Below are 17,051 nucleotides of genomic sequence, written 5' to 3' on the forward strand. Positions count from 1 at the left end.
ACAGGCTCCTTGGTTCCTGTAACTGCAGCTAAAGTACGTGGCAAACATGGCGTTTATGCGACAGTCTTGTGAAAATTCGATGACAATTGCCGAAAATTTCCGCAAAAGTCGAATAACACTACAGTCTGTCGGTTGTTTCAAAGCTTCAAACATTCGATAATACGCAAGTTATTTGCGCAAATTTGGACGAGAGACATGGGTGAATACTTGCTGTTGCTTGTGGCAACGGTACTAGTGAACAATTTCGTGTTAGTAAAGTTTCTTGGTTTATGCCCATTTATGGGGGTATCCAACAAGCTTGAAACCGCTGTGGGTATGTCTGCGGCGACGACCTTTGTGCTGACTCTTGCCTCGGTTTGCTCGTATTTGGTCAATCGTTATTTGCTGGCACCGCTCGATCTGATGGCGTTACAGACCTTGAGCTTTATTCTTGTTATTGCCGTGGTCGTGCAGTTCACGGAAATGGTGGTACACAAAACTAGTCCAACCTTGTATCGTTTGCTCGGTATTTTCCTGCCATTGATCACTACGAACTGTGCCGTGTTGGGCGTAGCGTTATTAAATATTAATGAGAATCACAACTTCATCGAATCCATTATCTACGGTCTCGGTGCCGCCCTTGGTTTTTCACTAGTGCTGATTCTATTCTCAGCACTACGTGAGCGTTTGGCTGCAGCCGATGTGCCTTTGCCATTCAAAGGTGCAGCCGTAGGCATGATCACCGCAGGCCTTATGTCACTCGCATTTATGGGCTTTAGCGGCTTGGTGACGTTCTCATGAGTTTAGTTTCTGCCCTTATTGCTATTGGTGTTTTAGCGCTGGTATTCGGCCTCGTGCTGGGCTTTGCCGCGGTACGTTTTAAAGTCGAGAGCGATCCGATCGTCGACCAAATCGATGCCATTCTGCCACAAACCCAATGCGGCCAATGCGGTTACCCTGGCTGTCGCCCCTACGCCGAAGCCATTGCTAATGGTGACGAAATTAATAAATGTCCACCAGGTGGTGAAGCCACCATTAAAGCGCTTGCTGACTTGCTTGGCGTCGAAGCGAAGCCATTAGATGCCGCGCACGGTGAAGAAGACGTCAAAAAAGTTGCCGTCATTCGCGAAGACGAATGTATTGGCTGCACCAAATGTATTCAGGCTTGCCCCGTCGACGCAATTCTTGGTGCTGCCAAGCAAATGCATACCGTCATCGCACACGAGTGCACGGGCTGTGACTTGTGTGTTGAACCCTGCCCCGTTGACTGCATTGATATGGTGCCCGTTCCAACGCGACCAGAAAATTGGCAGTGGGATTTAGAACAAATCCCAGTGCAAATTGTGGAGGCAAAGCAGTAATGTCCTCAAGCGCAAACATTAAAGCGATTGAAGCTGGCCAAATTTGGTCGTTTCCTGGTAGTATTCATCCACCCGAGCGCAAAGATTTGTCGAATCAAACCGCAATAGCCGACATGCCATTAGCAGATAGTTACGTGGTGCCTGTTAAACAGCACTCTGGCGCGGCTGGGGAAATCTGTATTACGGTAGGTGAACGCGTCTTACGCGGTCAGCCATTAACGAAAAGTGGCGTGAGCATGGGCTTACCCGTGCATGCCCCCACCTCGGGAACGGTTACCGCCATTGGTCCCGGACGTATTGCGCATCCTTCAGGGATGGCCGACATCGTCATTCGTATTGCTGCCGACGGCCAAGATGAAGCAATAGCGCACACCGGATTAACGGATTACGAGCAGGTCGCGCGCGCTGATTTGCTCGAACGCATTCGCGCTGCAGGTATCGCAGGTTTGGGCGGAGCTGGCTTTCCGACCGCGCAAAAACTCGCCTTGCAACGGCCGATTGACTACTTGATCATTAATGGCGTTGAGTGCGAACCCTACATTAGCGCCGACGACCGTTTAATGCGTGAACATGCAAAGACGATTTTAGACGGCGCAAAAATTTTATTACACTTAGCGGATGCCAAGAAAGGCTTGGTTGCCGTTGAGGACAACAAACCCGAAGCCATTGCTGCACTCAAAGAAGCACTCGCAGACTATCCGCAATTTAGTTTGCGCGTCGTCCCCACCAAATATCCGTCAGGTGGCGAAAAACAACTGATTCAATTGCTGACAGGACGCCAAGTTCCAAGCCGTGGCTTGCCGATTGATATCGGCTTGTTGATGCAAAACGTAGGCACTGCCTACGCTGTTAGCCGCGCGATTCGCGATGGTGAGCCGTTAACGCAACGGGTAGTGACTGTAACTGGCGAAGCGGTACGACGCCCCGGTAATTATTGGGTGCGTATTGGCACGCCAGTTGCTGAAGTGTTACGCGAAGCTGGCTTTGAGCGGCAAAGTGACGAACAGCGAATTATCATGGGCGGTCCCATGATGGGCTTCACCCTGCCCGACACTAATGTTCCAGTGGTTAAGATCACCAACTGTTTGCTCTTACCTAACGTTAGCGAACTTGCGCCGGCGCAACAAGAAATGCCGTGTATTCGCTGCGGCGCCTGCGCGGATGTCTGTCCTGCGCAACTCTTACCGCAACAATTACAATGGTTGGCAAAAGCGAAAGACTACGACGGCCTTGAACAGCAAAATCTGTTTGATTGTATCGAATGTGGCGCTTGCGCTTATGTTTGCCCCAGTGAAATCCCGCTGGTCCACTATTACCGTAAAGCGAAAGCAGAAGTGCGTAATATGGCGCGTGAAAAAGCCAAGGCTGAGATTGCTCGCGAACGTTTCGAAGCACGCCAAGAACGTCTCGAACGCGAGAAGGAAGAGCGTTTAGAGCGGCACCGTAAAGCTGCAGAAGCGCGCAAGAAAGCCCAAGCAGAACAAGTGAAATCTGGCGGCGATAACCCGCAAGATGCAGTACAAGCTGCGATTGCCCGCGCGAAAGCACGTAAAGCCGCACAGCAAAAAGCGGCGGCTGAGCAAGCAACGACTGAAGGCAAGAACGAGGCTAAAGATGGAGAGAACAACGCATGACCTTTAAACTCGCGGCCTCACCTCATAGCCATCAACGCCGAACGACACAGCAAGTTATGCGTTGGGTTTATATGGCGTTAATCCCAGGCCTATTGGCGTTAATCTACTTCTTTGGCTGGGGCGTGATCTGGCAACTTGGCCTCGCCATCATCACCGCGTGGGTGGCGGAAGCTGCGTGCATGAGTTTACGCGGTCGCCCCATCGGCTTTGCTTGGCGCGATCACACCGCCCTCGTTACCGCCATACTACTCGCCATTAGTATTCCTGGCCTTGCGCCATGGTGGCTGATCGTTATCGGAACGGCATTTGCGGTCATTGTTGTGAAACACGTTTACGGCGGTGTTGGGCAAAATATCTTTAACCCAGCAATGGCTGGCTATGTGTTGTTGCTGATTAGTTTTCCTGTGCAAATGACCAGTTGGCCACTACCGCAGCAAATTAGCCAGTTTGAGTTAAGCTTTCTTGATAGTGCTTCAGTGATTTTCACCGGTTTCACCCCTGCCGGTTATAACCTTGAGCAACTGCGTATGGGGGCCGATGGCTTAACCATGGCGACGCCGCTCGATAGTCTGCGGACCGCGTTGAATCATCAGTTAACTGTGGGTGAGGCGCTGCAACAGCCGATTTTTGGTGAGCTGGCAGGGCTTGGTTGGCAATGGGTGAACCTTGCATTCTTGTTGGGGGGCTTGGTACTCCTGAAACAACGTATTATCAGCTGGCACATCCCTGGCGGCATGCTACTTGGTCTAATGATCCCAGCCACTCTGGCATGGCTGTTCGCCCCTGATCAGACCGTTTCGCCGCTGATGCACTTACTCAGCGGTGCAACCATGCTCGGCGCCTTCTTTATTGCCACCGATCCGGTTACCGCAGCAACCTCAAATCGCGGCCGCTTCTACTTCGGCGCACTCATTGGCTTTATCGTGTTTGCCATCCGGACTTGGGGAGGTTACCCCGACGCCGTGGCCTTTGCGGTGTTGCTGGCGAACATGACAGTGCCGGTTATCGATAAATACACACAACCCGTTGCCTATGGTCACGGAGGTCGCTCATGATTGCTAAAAGCATGCAACGGAATGGTCTGATCCTTGCAGCCTTTGCCATTGTCGCAACGCTACTGGTCATGTTAACCGCGCGTTTGACCGCCGAACCTATCGCCCGTGAGGAACAACGCGAGTTGCTGCAAGTACTTAACCAGTTGCTGCCAGCCGAGATTCACGACAACGACTTGTATGCCTCATGTCGTTTGATTGAGCACGATGCACTCGCTAACGAACCGACACCGATGTACCTTGCCACCTTGGCCGGCGAGCCGACTGCGGCGGGCATTGAAGTGGTGGCACCAAATGGTTACTCCGGAGCGATTCGTCTGCTTGTCGCTATTCGTTGGGACGACAGTGTGGCCGGTGTGCGTACGCTTAAACATCAAGAAACGCCAGGACTTGGCGATAAAATCGAACGTCGTAAAAGTAACTGGATCACCAGTTTTAACGACATGACGGTGAAAGGCAGTGATGACTCACGCTGGGCAGTAAAGCGTGACGGCGGCGTATTCGACCAGTTTACGGGGGCGACCATCACCCCGCGCGCGGTAGTGCAAGCCGTGGCTCGCGCTGTGCGAACCTTTAAAGCCAACAAAGAACAATGGGCGCAACAACCCACGAACTGTGGAGGTGCTGCATGAGTTACAAAGAAATCTCGTGGAATGGCTTGTGGGAGAACAACCCCGCCCTCGTCCAACTGTTAGGTTTATGTCCACTCTTGGCGGTCACCGCCACAGTGACTAACGCCCTAGGTCTTGGTTTAGCAACTTTACTAGTGTTAGTGGGCTCGAATATCACCGTGTCGCTCGTGCGCGAATGGGTTCCGAAAGAAATTCGTATCCCCGTCTTCGTGATGGTCATCGCCACCTTCGTTACCGTGATACAACTGCTGATGAATGCCTACGTCTACGGCTTGTATCAGTCACTAGGGATTTTTATCCCATTGATCGTTACCAACTGCGCGATTATTGGCCGCGCCGAAGCCTTTGCCTCAAAGAATCCTTGGCGAAGAGCCGCCTTTGACGGCCTGATGATGGGCGTTGGCTTTACCTTAGTGCTGATCGTGCTCGGTGGCATACGCGAAGTGATAGGTAACGGTACGCTGTTCGACGGCGCTGACTTACTTCTCGGCGACTGGGCAGCAGCGCTTCGCATTGAAATTTTCTCGGTGGATTATCCGCTGCTACTCGCGATTCTGCCACCAGGTGCATTTATCGCCATGGGCTTTATTATCGCCGGTAAAAATTGGATCGACCATTACCGCGAGCAACGTGAAGCCAAGCCGGTAAAAGAAGTCACCCGTGCGCGTGTCACGTCTCAGTAAGAAAGCAAAATAAGAACAGGTTATGAACAAACAAAAACGCATCGAGATATTAACGCGTCTACGTGAAAATAATCCGAACCCAACCACAGAGCTCGAGTACAACTCGAGCTTTGAGCTTTTAATTGCCGTGCTGCTGTCAGCGCAAGCAACCGATGTTGGTGTGAACAAGGCGACACGCAAGTTATTTCCGGCGGCCAATACACCGGCGGCAATGCTGGAACTTGGCGTCGATGGCGTTAAAAACTATATAAAGACCATCGGCTTATTTAATTCCAAGGCCGAGAACGTCATCAAAACCTGTGAGATCTTGGTCAATGACCATGGCGGCGAAGTGCCTGAAGATCGGGAGGCGCTCGAAAACCTACCCGGCGTTGGTCGCAAGACCGCGAATGTCGTGCTGAATACCGCCTTTGGTTGGCCCACGATTGCCGTTGACACCCATATCTTCCGCGTTTCGAACCGCACCAAGTTCGCCCCCGGCAAAACCGTGCGCGCCGTTGAAGATAAACTGGAAAAAGTGATCCCAGCAGAGTTCAAAGTCGACGCCCACCATTGGTTTATTTTGCACGGCCGCTACACCTGCATTGCCCGCAAACCGCGTTGCGGCAGTTGCATTATTGAAGATTTGTGCGAATTTAAAGAAAAGACCTCAGACGAGTAAGGAGTACGACCATGAGAATGTTACATACGATGCTACGCGTCGGTGACTTAGAGCGCTCGATCAAGTTCTATACCGAACTCCTCGGTATGAAACTGCTACGCCAAGCCGACAACGAAGAATACAAGTACACCCTTGCTTTTGTCGGCTATGGCGACGAGAAAGATCATACCGTGCTAGAACTGACCTACAACTGGGGCAAAAGTGAATACGACATGGGTGACGCTTACGGTCACATTGCTATTGGCGTTGAAGACATTTATGGCTTATGCGAACAACTCGAGGCCAAAGGCGCCGACGTGTATCGTAAGCCAGGTCCAGTCAAAGGCGGCAAAACCGTGATTGCCTTCGTACGCGATCCTGACGGCTATGCTATTGAGCTTATTGACCGCAAACCAAGCGACGATTTATGAGTGATTCAGACGCAAGTCTAATGAAACAACGTTTTCGCGGCTATTTGCCGGTGGTCATCGACGTCGAGACCGCTGGCTTTAATGCGAAAACCGATGCGCTGTTAGAAATCGCCGCCGTAACCTTAAAGTTTGACGACGAAGGCTGGTTGCACCCCGACCAGACCTTCCACTATCACGTCGACCCGTTTGAGGGCGCAAACATTGAACAAGCGGCGCTTGATTTCAATGGCATAGACCCTGATTCGCCGCTGCGCGGTGCGGTGCCCGAAGAAGAAGCCTTAAAAGAAATCTTCAAACCGATCCGCAAGGCGCAAAAAGACGCGGGCTGCCAGCGTTCAGTGTTGGTCGGCCATAACGCCACTTTCGATCATGGCTTTGTGATGGCTGCGGCCGAACGCGCAAACTTAAAGCGCAATCCGTTTCACCCGTTTGTGACTTTCGATACCGCAGCTCTCGCTGCGTTAACACTCGGCCAAACGGTACTGATCAAAGCCTGCCAGGCTGCTGGCATTGCCTTTGATAGCAAAGAAGCGCACTCAGCGGTGTACGATACCGAACGCACCGCTGAACTCTTTTGTTGGATGGTCAACCGCTACAAAAACCTAGGTGGCTGGCCCCTTTCGCCCTCATCACTAGACTCATCATCACGTAAGGAAGACTAAGTTGAAATACCCAGTAAGCCTTGCTGCCGCGATGGCAGCCGTTGTTGGTTTTGCGCCTAGCGCACAAGCAGAAATCCTATGGCAAGACGTCAGCCTGACCTACTTGAATGGCAGCAACTACGAAGTCGGTGACAGTGACCGCCAAGTGCTGACCTTTGAACACGCGGCTGGCCATAGTTGGGGCGACTCGTTCCTGTTTGTCGACCGCTTAGACTCTGATGACGGTTTCACCGAAACCTACGCCGAATTATCACCGCGTTTCAGCGTGATGAACTTTAGCGATGACAGCTTTTTTAGCGGCGTCTATGTTGCCACCACTTGGGAAATCGGCGATGGCTTTGACAACTACTTAGTCGGCCTTGGCACTGACTTGCGCCTACCAGGTTTCGATTACTTTCAATTGAACGGCTACCGCCGCAGCAATGACTTCTACGAGAGCAATTACCAGCTCACCGCAGTCTGGGGCTTACCGTTAGGTGGCGAATTCTACTATGACGGCTTTATGGATTGGTCATCGGCCAGTACCGGTCACGCTGCCGAAATGAACTTCACCTCGCAGTTGAAGTACAACCTTGGCCCAATGCTGGGTTACAGCAACCGCTTCTATGTGGGCTTCGAATACGCGCATTGGAACAATAAATTTGGCATTGACGGCATCGATGAGCGTAACTTAAATTTGTTGTTGAAGGTTCATTTCTAACGTTCATTACATAAAACAATAAGGACACCCCATGGACGCAACGGCACCGAATTACTCAGGTTGGCAAGCACGTGTACCGCACTTTCTCGCCATTGTTATCGTTGCCACCATGGTGTGGTCCTACATCAATCCGGCAGATGTGACCGTGTGGTGGGCCGAAATGATCCCCATCATGGCCATTTTTGCCGGTTTGCTCGCCACCTATCGTGTCTTTCGCTTTAGCAACACCGCTTATGTGCTCATGAGCGTCTTGTTGGTTATGCACACCATAGGCGCGCATTATACTTTTGCCAATGTGCCCTTTGACTGGGTTACCAACACCTTCGATTTCGAACGCAATCACTACGACCGCATCGCCCATTTTAGCGTAGGTTTCTATGCCTACGGTGCCGCCGAACTACTGGTGCGTAAACAGTGGGCTCGCCCTGTCACCGCCATGTTCTTCGGTTTGTTTTTCATTATGTCGGTCGCTGCAGCCTACGAGATGATCGAATGGCAGTTCGCCGTCATTGAAGGTGGTGACGCAGGCATTGAATTTTTAGGTTCACAAGGCGACGTTTGGGACGCGCAAAAAGACATGCTCGCCGACACCCTTGGTGCTATCACCACCTTAGTGCTGTTCGCATTTTCACGCTGGAACCGAGGTTAGATCGTAAGGCCGCTGTTTACTTCTCAGCGGCCTCAGTTTCCTGAATCTTCTTCCACAGCTCATCAGCTTCTTGACTGATATGCGAACTACCACGGATGTCACCGTTGCGTTGCATTTCCATCGCTTTCTTTTGCAGTTGCTCCAATTCTTTACGCATCTTCTTGGTCGGGCTCGACTTAAATAATCCAAACATCTTTGTCACTCATTTTGTTGGTTTCAGAGTAATACGTTTACGGCTTTCAAACGGTTTTCTGGGAGTGGACTATACTAGTAGCTTGCTTCTTCGCATAAGGAAAACGATCATGCGCCCTCTTGTTCTATTGTTTTGCTTGCTTACTGTAATAAGTGACTCGGTGTGCTTTGCCCAAGAAGCAAGCTATAGCGATGGACATCTCAATGTAAAGAAACGTTTTACCGCAATTGAAGTCGAGGCGTTAACAGCAGACTTTCGTGGCATCACAACCTCGACTGGAAAACGAGAAGGTCTATTCCCAATCAAACAAACCGGCGTCAGCACAGCGCCGATTGTCCGTGCTGCACAAGCTTATTTGAGCCTTTTGTCGGCACCCGAATTAATTCGTACCCAGTTTGCAGTCGACGATCCTGAATGGCGCCGATGGTTTAACGTTGATAATGGCATTTACGTGCGTCAGGGATTAAGCCTTAAAGAAATGAACGAACAGCAACGTGCTGCTGCTTGGCATTTATTTCAAGTCTCGCTCAGCGCTAAAGGTATAGAACTGAGTCGCAACATCATGAAAACCGATCAAACCCTAGCCGAATTAAATGACAGCCTGTTCCTTGACGAGCAATTGTATTTCTTAACAGTCATGGGAACGCCTAGTGAAAAAAAACCATGGGGTTGGCAACTCGACGGGCATCATTTAGTGATCAATTACTTTGTCATGGGCGATCAAGTGGTCATGACCCCCAGTTTTTGGGGCGCTGAACCAGCGATCACCACCAGCGGCAAGTACGCCGGAAATACAGTCCTTCAAAACGAACAAAATCAGGGTTTAGCCTTCATGCAAAAGCTCTCTGCCGAACAGCAAAAAAAGGCTACTTTGGACACCCGCAAGACCAAAGATGACATGCAAGCCGGTGCACACAAAGATAACCTGGTACTTGACTATGCAGGACTCAATGGCGCTGCCATGACTGCGACACAGCAACAAGAATTGCTAGAGTTAATTAGTCTTTATATCAGTAACCTGCGTGAAGGCCATGCGGAAGTTAGGATGGATGAAGTAAAAACTCATCTCAATGATACTTGGTTTGCCTGGATCGGTGGTACTACGAAAGAGAGCGTCTTTTACTATCGTATCCACAGCCCAGTGTTGCTCATCGAATTCGACCATCAACGCCCTGTAGGAACTGCCATGCTTAATCAGCCAGGCATTCCTACGCGTGACCATATTCATATTATCGTGCGGACTCCGAACGGTAACGATTATGGTAAAGACCTTTTAGGACAACACTTAGCAAAGCACGCTCACTGAATTGATAAGGATAGTTGCCTAACCAAACGATGAACCTCGGCCACCACCAGCTCAGGTTCATCGCGTTGCGGAAAGTGGTAGCTCTTGTCGGTGAGCACCGCACGTCCTTGTGGAAAGGCTTCGGCCCAGTCTTTATGGAGCTGCCCCCACATTGCACGTGCCTCGTCGGTGAAAAACAACAGCGGTGGGTCGTCGTAGGTTTTGACTGACGCTATTACCGTAACGGGAATATCACCAATCTGCTCATAATCAGGTAGCGGGCGTTTTGCCCAAAAATCGAGATACTGGTTCGACATACCGTTTTGCATATCATCGAGCTTCACCTGCGCAATTTCTTTTTCCGCTTGCTCTAGATCGATGGCTCGCATGATATCCACGTCATGTTCTGACGCTGGTTCAATCAACATCAGCGCTGCGACTCGCTCGGGATAGCGTGCGGCAAACACCCGAGCAATGTAGGCGCCATACGAATGCGCCACATACACGACCGGACCTTCGACCTTCAAAGCTTCCAGCAAGGCGAGTGCTTCATCCGCGTATTCTTCTGAGCTGTAGTTCTTGCGAATCTGCGCGGAATTGCCATTCCCCAAGCGCGAATAACGAATGGTGCGATACTGCTTGGTAAGTTCGTTATAAACGGGATCCCAGTCAACAAGTCCCGCCGAACCACCCGCCTCGAGCAATAGCGTAACTTTGCCCTCACCTTGGTCCTGATACTCCATGGCATGACCATTAATGGTAACGAAGTGCGGTTCGTTCGAAGAAACAGGAAGTGAAAGCAATGCAAGGCAGATAAAAGTGATAATTTTCATGGTGTTTAGCGCTTGTGAACGACGTGGCTTGTGTGTAGTTTCATAATAACTTATTCAAACGAACAAACCCACAGAAGGACATAGCAATGCCCGTTTACGCGCTCAACCTTTTCGACATTGCCAACAAAGCGGAATACCTTGCTTACGCGCGCCGCTCAGTCAAAGAAGTGACGTCCCATGGCGGCAAAGTCATTTCACTTGGTAAGTTCAAAGAAGCCGCACAGGGCGATATCATCCCACGTACTGTGATGATCTTGGTCGAGTGGGAGTCTAAACAGGCATTTGACAGCTACTGCAACGACCCTGCCCTTGCCGATTTGCATCCGCATCGCGAGAATGGAACCAAAAATTACATCTGGCACCTGTTTGATAAACTGGATGACTTACGCCCGCTGCTGAAGTGACGATTGCTCAAATAAATCTATTCAGGTGAACCAGTAAATTCTGGCGCTGCCGCGATTATGTCTTCCCACTCGGCTTTGCTCTTGGTAAAAATGTGAGCGGTTGGCGCGATCGCGACGGGCGTATCGAGACAGCCCGCCGGAACTACCAGCAACCCTTCGTTTTGCGTATTCGGCAAAGCCGAACCACAGTGTTTGCAAAAGCTTTTACTATGGCGCGAGTCTGGCAGCGAATAGGACGTCACCGCCTTCTCACCCGCTTGCCAATTCAGTTCCGCAGACTGCGAGAACAAGTTGGCAGCATGCGCCGAGCCGGTGTCTTTTTGACAGTGCTTACAGTGACATAAAAAGAAGCTGTCGAACTCGCCTTCAATTTCGAATTTAACCGTGCCACAAAGGCATGAGCCGCGGTGGATTGTCATTGATTTTCCTTGTCTAACGTAGCTGGGAGTTTAGGTTCTTCCTGCTCCACTTGTTCTGAATAATCGCTTTGCAACGGCTCGCCTTCATCATCAAGCAGCTGATAGTCATACGCAGCTTGGAGCCCAGCTTCATCTTCAGGAGCGCCACTCTCAAGTTCAGTACGCCCAGGGTACAGTGGCGATAGTAGCGATATAAAAATACCCGCTGCGGCGAACATTGAAAAGCTATCGGCGTAGCCAAGTTTCTCGACAAACAGACCAATAATTGGCGAACCTACAGCTTGACCCAGCGCACAAGCCACGAAAGCTAACACTGGCCCTACCGACAAGTGTCCCGGCAACAAACGAATGGCGGTCATCAAATATAGTCCCGTAAGGCTCATGTACGCCAAGCCGAAAATCATCGCTGAAAAGACCGCAAGATAAATTTGCCCAGGACTCGCAGCCAACAAGGTCAAGCTGGTTGTTAACATCATCAGCATCAATGCGTGCGTGATAGCGGGATTATTTCTATCGGCCAAATCACTGATAATCGCCCCACCCAATCCGGCAATGCCAAGCGCTAGCCAAAGCCAACCACTTTGCTGCGATGAAAGTGCGCCTAGGTTGATGGCTAAGTCTGGCCCAAAGGTCCAATACGCCGATGCAATAAAGCCCATAGCAAAGGCAAACAGGAATAAGCTGAACAAGCGCCAACTTTGTCTTACCGTGATCTTAGGTGGCGGTGCGGCATCTGACGGACGAACGCGTGAAACCGACGGTATGAGATACCACGCAAGAAACACACCGACAATGGCAAACAGCGTGAACGAGAAATAGGCGTAACGCCAGGCACCAACAAGCAATACCACTGCGGGAACAGAAAGTGCGACACCAATACTGGTTCCGGCGTTCATAACTGAGCTCACACGCCCGTGGATGGAGCGATCAACCAACGCCTGCATGGCAGCGGTGAGCGCCGGCATCATCAAGCCCGTGCAGACACCGCACGCAACCACGCCAACACCAAGCAGAATGGGCCCTCTGGCTTGACTCATCAGCGCCAAACCGACAACGGCAAATGCCGCAGATAAAACGGTGGTATTACGCGCACCAAAGTACTTAGTAACAAGAGGCGCAACTAAACTGATAAGGACAAAGCTAATGAGCGGAAGCGCCGCGATGGTACCAATGGTGTTCGCACTAAGTGCAAGATCGGCCCGAATCTGCGGCACAAACAAACCAAAGGCAAACCGCGCTAGGCCAAAACTTATCGCAATAAGAATGGCACCAACCAGCGCAAAACGCATTCCTGAGACCTGTTGCATCGTATCGTCTCCCGTCAATGGGCGGCGGATTTAGACTCTCGTCATTCTCGGGAGTCGTGCTACAAGTCTAGGAGCCATTCTCGGGTTTCGAAAGAAAAGAGTCTGTTCGTTAACTGCGATCCGCAGGGTGATTCACACCATCATAGGTCGGAATACCCTCAATTTTTAACGGATTAATACCTTCTAAGCATGCCACATTAAAGCCATATTGGCTCGGATTGGAACGCCGCTGATGATGGGTGTAAATGCCACATTTGGAGCAAAAATAATGCTTTGCCGTTCGTGTGTTGAATTGATACAACGTCAACAATTCCGCACCCTTCACGATATTGATACCTGACAAAGGCACTGACGCAGCTATGGCGCCTCTTCGACGGCACATGGAGCAATCGCAACGGCGCACATCGACAAGCCCGTCGGGCAAAGTTAATTCAATCTCTACCGCGCCGCAGTGACACGTAGCTTTGTGCTTCGGTTGAATGGGAACGCCATCCACTTGTTTTAGGTTTAGGGTCATACTTGGTCGCATGCTCCGTTTTTGCTGTGGGGGTATAAAACCGTTCTTCCGCTTTGTGCCAAGAGCGGACGTTAACGCCAGCCGTAACCGGCGCATTTGTAGTGAGCGTAGCGAACGAAAAATGCGTCCGAGTTCACGGCCTTGTTAGGCAATTTATTCATCTTCCAGGTTCCCAGACAACCTTGCCAGGCCCGTTCGAACCCGGAAATTGCCACCCCATATGTGTCACTGTATCCACCACAGCACTTATAAGCTCGGACACATGGCACTGGAGTTGTTTTAGGTACGCAACATCAACTGGTGTTTCAAAGCGCTCTTGCTGCCGGTTCACAAAGAATGGAACCGATGCGCCTTCAGAATTTGGCGAACGCCACGACCCGTGACAGATGATATTACGAACCTTTGAAGCTTCTTTTAGTTGATCAAGAAGTTCATCAAGATTTTCGATTGTGGCCTCAGGGTGCTCACGAACGGCTTTGCCGTATGATTCAGTTAAATTCCAGAGCTGATCGGACAATGCTAGTTGTAACTTAGGCAGCCATTCATCTAATGCCTTATGAATTTCTTCATCGCTATATGGCTTCGTTGCTGTAAACGCGAAGATTGCTTTTGCCAAGGTTTCCTCTAGAAACCCGAAAGTTGCCACTGCTCTGCCTAAAGCCTCCCAAAATTCGGGGGCGTGCCGACTTGTGGGAAAGAGCGGTGGCAATTTTTCGAAATTTACTACATGGCTATTTTTCCTGGACATTAGCAGCACCTTGTTATGGCCTACTCTCTCAACATCCATAAAAATGCCGCTCCAAATGGTGTAATCAAAGAAGATATAAACAACCAGACTGCACTAGTAAACAAGCCATATTTTAGAGAAGCTATTCTTGAATTAATAACTATTTGATCCGCCAGCTTTTCAACAACCTTGTCCTGGCTTTTGTCAGTCATCCCCAAAAGTTTCAGGTAGCTATAGCCATCATATTTACATACATCGCCAAAGTAGAATGGGTTGTCACGGCTATTTTTCTCTTCGGCTTTTAGCCAGAAGGGTTTCTTTAGTCTGGGTATAAATGAGCAGAGGGAAATCACCAACGATAGCAATGATAAGACAAAGAAAGCTAAAATATAAACTGACAAATAGCCGGGCAATTCCTCCATACTAACGACTACCCTATTTACTCCAAACATAACTGTACAAACAACAGCAACAATCGCGCCATTTTTTGCTTCTGCAAATTTTAGCCAGTCATTAGTCTTTGAAAGTGTTTTATCAAGCAGATCAATATCATCTTTATTCATATGTCTTTAACCGCCGTAAATATTACGTCCCCGCCATAGATTTCACCGTTATAGTCTCTCACTTCCAGATCCTCCAGTGACCACCAATTATTGGTGATAGAGTCAGCATTTGGCCTTGCCCTTTTTAGCCCCTCAAATACGGACTTGGTCATTAGGATTGGACTGTTGCTGTAAGTATATGGCCCCAAATCTTTAAGAAAGAAGGATTTAAAGTACTCTTCTTTATGGCGCAGACTCCTAGAATAAGTCACCTCTAAAGAGCCTAAAAACTGTTCAAACGTAACATCAGTCCATGACCATACGTCAGTTAGTGGGTAATGTACTCCTTGGCATACTCGACTTTTAGAGTATGAACCATTTTTATTTGCCAAATCGGTCAACCTTGAAGCGGTATTAGCTGGCTTGCCCAACCAAACTAGACTTCGATAAAATTCTCTCTCGTCACCTTGCCTTATCGCGCCTGACTTAGTTATTAGCATCTTACCGTAATCTATTCCAATGCCTGCACTAAATTCAAACGATGAGATTCTTTGGTTTAAAATATGCTTACAAACACTATTCATTAGTATTGCTGTATCAACAGCATTCGTGAAGCAGTTTTCTTTATCGAAGACGATCATGACACGATCGCCTATTATGTTTCTCACATGTCCGCCATAATATCGCCCACAAGCAATCATACTTCTAACAAAACTTGAGTACATCTTGGCTAATGTTTTTGGCTGCCTTTCAGCACTTATTTTCGCTGAATTTCGAATGTCTACATACAAAACACAACTTTCCAGCCGTTTACATTTTTTCTTTTTCGTATCAAGGTTATCGTATGTAATGTTCGCATCTGAAAATGAAGGCACAAAATCGGTTTCAATGATTTCTATCTCAAAGTCAGATGAATTTACAGCCTTAACCTCTTCATCCAATTCCTCTAAAAAATCGTCAAGTGCCAAAATGACTCCTTACTTCTTCGCTATTACACTCGCATTTGCGGCTGGTTTGGAGCGCAGCGGAAAACCAGTCCGACAACATGCGCTTGTTAGGTGAACTCAACCCAACGCTATCCATTTTGTCACTCCAATTAAGACACCTAGGGAAATGTAGAAGCCCCACACTGAAAAAGATTTGACAGCGTCAAGCTGTAGTTTTGACATATTTCCAACGGGCATGACTGAGTAAAGGTCTATTTCGGTAAGGCTTCCAGTTCGGAGCTTGGAAACAAACTGGTTGTAAGAGTTGCGAAACCCTTTTTCTAGCGCCAAGTAATATGCATCAAGAGCCAAGAATACCACCGTCGGTAGAAGCGCAATCCACGCATAATCTGGCTTTCCTTTGTCTGCGATTATGACAAGAACAGCAGCAACCAATGTGACACACCAAGCTTTGCAATTTGTGCTATTTGAGGACATGCGCTCTATGACATTTTGAATAATTCCGAGATGCGTCTGAATAGAGGCGGCTTCGGGATCAATTTGAATTGGTTCTTCACTCATGTTCAGTTCTGCTTGTTCTTAATAGCATGATCAATCCAGCTAGAAATATTTAAAGCAATATCCCGATAGGCTTGAGATGGATCTGGGTCGTAGCAGGGGACAACGGTAGACAACTTGCGCCCATCGTTAAAAGTAAATTCATCAAAAGGATTGACTCCTTTTCGACATGTTCCGGTTCTTGCACACTTAATGTTGTGTATGTGAATTCCTATAATGGCTTTACCCTGATTCCAAGCCCGCTCTATCTCGTATTTTACCCAAGGGCGTGACGCTGTCTCTGAGCCGATAAGAACAACCACGCACCGTTTATACTTCATGTTCTCGTCAATCCATTTTTGGACTGCGGTCTTGCCACTTTTCTTAATACTTTCCCACTCATTGGCATTTACTGCAGAGTTACCTTCTATTGCTCCAATATTCCGTATCTGCTGAACTCGCATCACGTCATTAGCAAAGTGAAAACTATAAAAAACTGGAATTTTTGCCATTTTTTTCTCCTTTTCATCTGAAGCCAACACTCCACCGACTAGGCCACCTACAACAAGCCCTCCGAGCCCTGGTGCCAGTATATTTCCAACAAATGCACCGACCGCTGGAAAAGCTAAATATCGAGCCTTAACCTCTGTGCTTCGTTTTCTTGGTTGTTTGAGCAGGACTTTTAATTCTCGTTGTTTCTTGGCCATTGCTCACCTAACATTTGTATATTGTGCGTGCGCATTTAGAAACTCGTCCAATTGATAGTTTTCGGTTGTTAACTTACTGATCAAGCAGGCATTCCTGATTTTAAAGGTACCGAGTTAGCAAAGGCAATTTGAGCATGCTCAGTTACACTCTACCGAGCGCACAATATCCAACCTTCATTTTTTGTTATGTCATTGACAGTAAACGACTTA

General features: G+C 49.0%; 23 protein-coding genes. 13 read left to right on the top strand and 10 right to left on the bottom strand.

What is annotated here, in order from left to right:
• Window positions 1–195 precede the first annotated feature (195 nt).
• Genes rsxA through NV375_RS03880 form a run of 11 tightly spaced genes read left to right on the top strand, consistent with a single transcriptional unit; the run spans window position 196 to window position 8,423 of the window.
• Entirely contained in the window at window positions 196–780 is a 585-nt protein-coding gene (rsxA, locus tag NV375_RS03830) for an electron transport complex subunit RsxA (RefSeq protein ID WP_258807029.1), read from the top strand.
• On the top strand, window positions 777–1,340 hold the full coding sequence (gene rsxB, locus NV375_RS03835; RefSeq protein WP_258240213.1) for an electron transport complex subunit RsxB: 564 nt from the start codon (window positions 777–779) through the stop codon (window positions 1,338–1,340). The genes rsxA and rsxB overlap by 4 nt, the downstream gene beginning before the upstream one ends.
• Window positions 1,340–2,974, top strand: a complete 1,635-nt coding sequence (gene rsxC / locus NV375_RS03840) for an electron transport complex subunit RsxC (RefSeq protein ID WP_258807030.1) — start codon at window positions 1,340–1,342, stop codon at window positions 2,972–2,974. The genes rsxB and rsxC overlap by 1 nt, the downstream gene beginning before the upstream one ends.
• Window positions 2,971–4,029: an electron transport complex subunit RsxD gene (gene rsxD / locus NV375_RS03845; RefSeq protein WP_258807031.1), complete on the top strand. Its 1,059-nt coding sequence runs from the start codon at window positions 2,971–2,973 to the stop codon at window positions 4,027–4,029. The genes rsxC and rsxD overlap by 4 nt, the downstream gene beginning before the upstream one ends.
• The gene (rsxG, locus tag NV375_RS03850) at window positions 4,029–4,658 is read left to right on the top strand and encodes an electron transport complex subunit RsxG (protein WP_405035614.1); all 630 of its coding nucleotides are present in this window, start codon (window positions 4,029–4,031) and stop codon (window positions 4,656–4,658) included. Before rsxD ends, rsxG begins: the two co-directional genes overlap by 1 nt.
• Entirely contained in the window at window positions 4,655–5,341 is a 687-nt protein-coding gene (locus NV375_RS03855; RefSeq protein WP_126770713.1) for an electron transport complex subunit E, read from the top strand. Before rsxG ends, NV375_RS03855 begins: the two co-directional genes overlap by 4 nt.
• Before the next feature lie 22 nt (window positions 5,342–5,363).
• Window positions 5,364–6,002 carry an endonuclease III gene (gene nth / locus NV375_RS03860; RefSeq protein ID WP_258807032.1) on the top strand — a complete coding sequence of 213 codons (639 nt, stop codon included), beginning with the start codon at window positions 5,364–5,366 and terminating at the stop codon, window positions 6,000–6,002.
• Window positions 6,003–6,013: 11 nt separating this feature from the next.
• The gene (gloA, locus tag NV375_RS03865; RefSeq protein WP_126770716.1) at window positions 6,014–6,412 is read left to right on the top strand and encodes a lactoylglutathione lyase; all 399 of its coding nucleotides are present in this window, start codon (window positions 6,014–6,016) and stop codon (window positions 6,410–6,412) included.
• Entirely contained in the window at window positions 6,409–7,074 is a 666-nt protein-coding gene (rnt, locus tag NV375_RS03870; RefSeq protein ID WP_258807033.1) for a ribonuclease T, read from the top strand. Before gloA ends, rnt begins: the two co-directional genes overlap by 4 nt.
• A gap of 1 nt (window position 7,075) precedes the next feature.
• Window positions 7,076–7,774 carry an ion channel protein Tsx gene (locus NV375_RS03875; protein WP_258807034.1) on the top strand — a complete coding sequence of 233 codons (699 nt, stop codon included), beginning with the start codon at window positions 7,076–7,078 and terminating at the stop codon, window positions 7,772–7,774.
• A gap of 31 nt (window positions 7,775–7,805) precedes the next feature.
• A complete protein-coding gene (locus NV375_RS03880; protein ID WP_258807035.1) occupies window positions 7,806–8,423 on the top strand; it encodes a DUF2238 domain-containing protein in 618 nt (205 codons plus the stop codon).
• Between the two features lie 16 nt (window positions 8,424–8,439).
• Here the strand turns inward: NV375_RS03880 and NV375_RS03885 are convergent, their stop codons facing one another.
• Entirely contained in the window at window positions 8,440–8,616 is a 177-nt protein-coding gene (locus NV375_RS03885) for a DUF6435 family protein (RefSeq protein ID WP_258807036.1), read from the bottom strand.
• A gap of 109 nt (window positions 8,617–8,725) precedes the next feature.
• Between NV375_RS03885 and NV375_RS03890 the strand changes: the two genes are divergently transcribed.
• On the top strand, window positions 8,726–9,922 hold the full coding sequence (locus NV375_RS03890) for a DUF3500 domain-containing protein (protein WP_258807037.1): 1,197 nt from the start codon (window positions 8,726–8,728) through the stop codon (window positions 9,920–9,922).
• Here the strand turns inward: NV375_RS03890 and NV375_RS03895 are convergent.
• Window positions 9,916–10,734 (bottom strand): alpha/beta fold hydrolase, encoded by an 819-nt coding sequence (locus tag NV375_RS03895; protein ID WP_258807038.1) that lies wholly within the window; start codon window positions 10,732–10,734, stop codon window positions 9,916–9,918. The genes NV375_RS03890 and NV375_RS03895 overlap by 7 nt on opposite strands.
• A gap of 86 nt (window positions 10,735–10,820) precedes the next feature.
• On the opposite strand from NV375_RS03895, the gene NV375_RS03900 reads away from it, so the two are divergent.
• Window positions 10,821–11,138, top strand: a complete 318-nt coding sequence (locus tag NV375_RS03900) for a DUF1330 domain-containing protein (RefSeq protein WP_258807039.1) — start codon at window positions 10,821–10,823, stop codon at window positions 11,136–11,138.
• Window positions 11,139–11,155: 17 nt separating this feature from the next.
• Here NV375_RS03900 and NV375_RS03905 read toward each other — a convergent pair whose 3' ends face one another.
• The 8 genes from NV375_RS03905 to NV375_RS03940 all read right to left on the bottom strand — a co-directional run bounded on the left by NV375_RS03905 (window position 11,156) and on the right by NV375_RS03940 (window position 16,841).
• On the bottom strand, window positions 11,156–11,557 hold the full coding sequence (locus NV375_RS03905; protein WP_258807040.1) for a GFA family protein: 402 nt from the start codon (window positions 11,555–11,557) through the stop codon (window positions 11,156–11,158).
• On the bottom strand, window positions 11,554–12,864 hold the full coding sequence (locus tag NV375_RS03910; protein ID WP_258807041.1) for a CynX/NimT family MFS transporter: 1,311 nt from the start codon (window positions 12,862–12,864) through the stop codon (window positions 11,554–11,556). Before NV375_RS03910 ends, NV375_RS03905 begins: the two co-directional genes overlap by 4 nt.
• 109 nt (window positions 12,865–12,973) lie before the next feature.
• A complete protein-coding gene (locus NV375_RS03915; RefSeq protein ID WP_258807042.1) occupies window positions 12,974–13,381 on the bottom strand; it encodes a GFA family protein in 408 nt (135 codons plus the stop codon).
• 157 nt (window positions 13,382–13,538) lie between these two features.
• Window positions 13,539–14,129: a hypothetical protein gene (locus tag NV375_RS03920; protein WP_258807043.1), complete on the bottom strand. Its 591-nt coding sequence runs from the start codon at window positions 14,127–14,129 to the stop codon at window positions 13,539–13,541.
• A 20-nt stretch (window positions 14,130–14,149) separates the two neighbouring features.
• A complete protein-coding gene (locus NV375_RS03925; RefSeq protein WP_258807044.1) occupies window positions 14,150–14,671 on the bottom strand; it encodes a Pycsar system effector family protein in 522 nt (173 codons plus the stop codon).
• The gene (locus tag NV375_RS03930; RefSeq protein ID WP_258807045.1) at window positions 14,668–15,618 is read right to left on the bottom strand and encodes an adenylate/guanylate cyclase domain-containing protein; all 951 of its coding nucleotides are present in this window, start codon (window positions 15,616–15,618) and stop codon (window positions 14,668–14,670) included. Before NV375_RS03930 ends, NV375_RS03925 begins: the two co-directional genes overlap by 4 nt.
• Window positions 15,619–15,714: 96 nt before the next feature.
• Window positions 15,715–16,158: a hypothetical protein gene (locus tag NV375_RS03935; protein ID WP_258807046.1), complete on the bottom strand. Its 444-nt coding sequence runs from the start codon at window positions 16,156–16,158 to the stop codon at window positions 15,715–15,717.
• Between the two features lie 2 nt (window positions 16,159–16,160).
• Window positions 16,161–16,841 (bottom strand): TIR domain-containing protein, encoded by a 681-nt coding sequence (locus tag NV375_RS03940; RefSeq protein ID WP_258807047.1) that lies wholly within the window; start codon window positions 16,839–16,841, stop codon window positions 16,161–16,163.
• Between the last annotated feature and the right edge of the window lie 210 nt (window positions 16,842–17,051).

This window comes from Pseudidiomarina sp. CB1, assembly GCF_024752025.1.
GTDB lineage: Bacteria > Pseudomonadota > Gammaproteobacteria > Enterobacterales > Alteromonadaceae > Pseudidiomarina.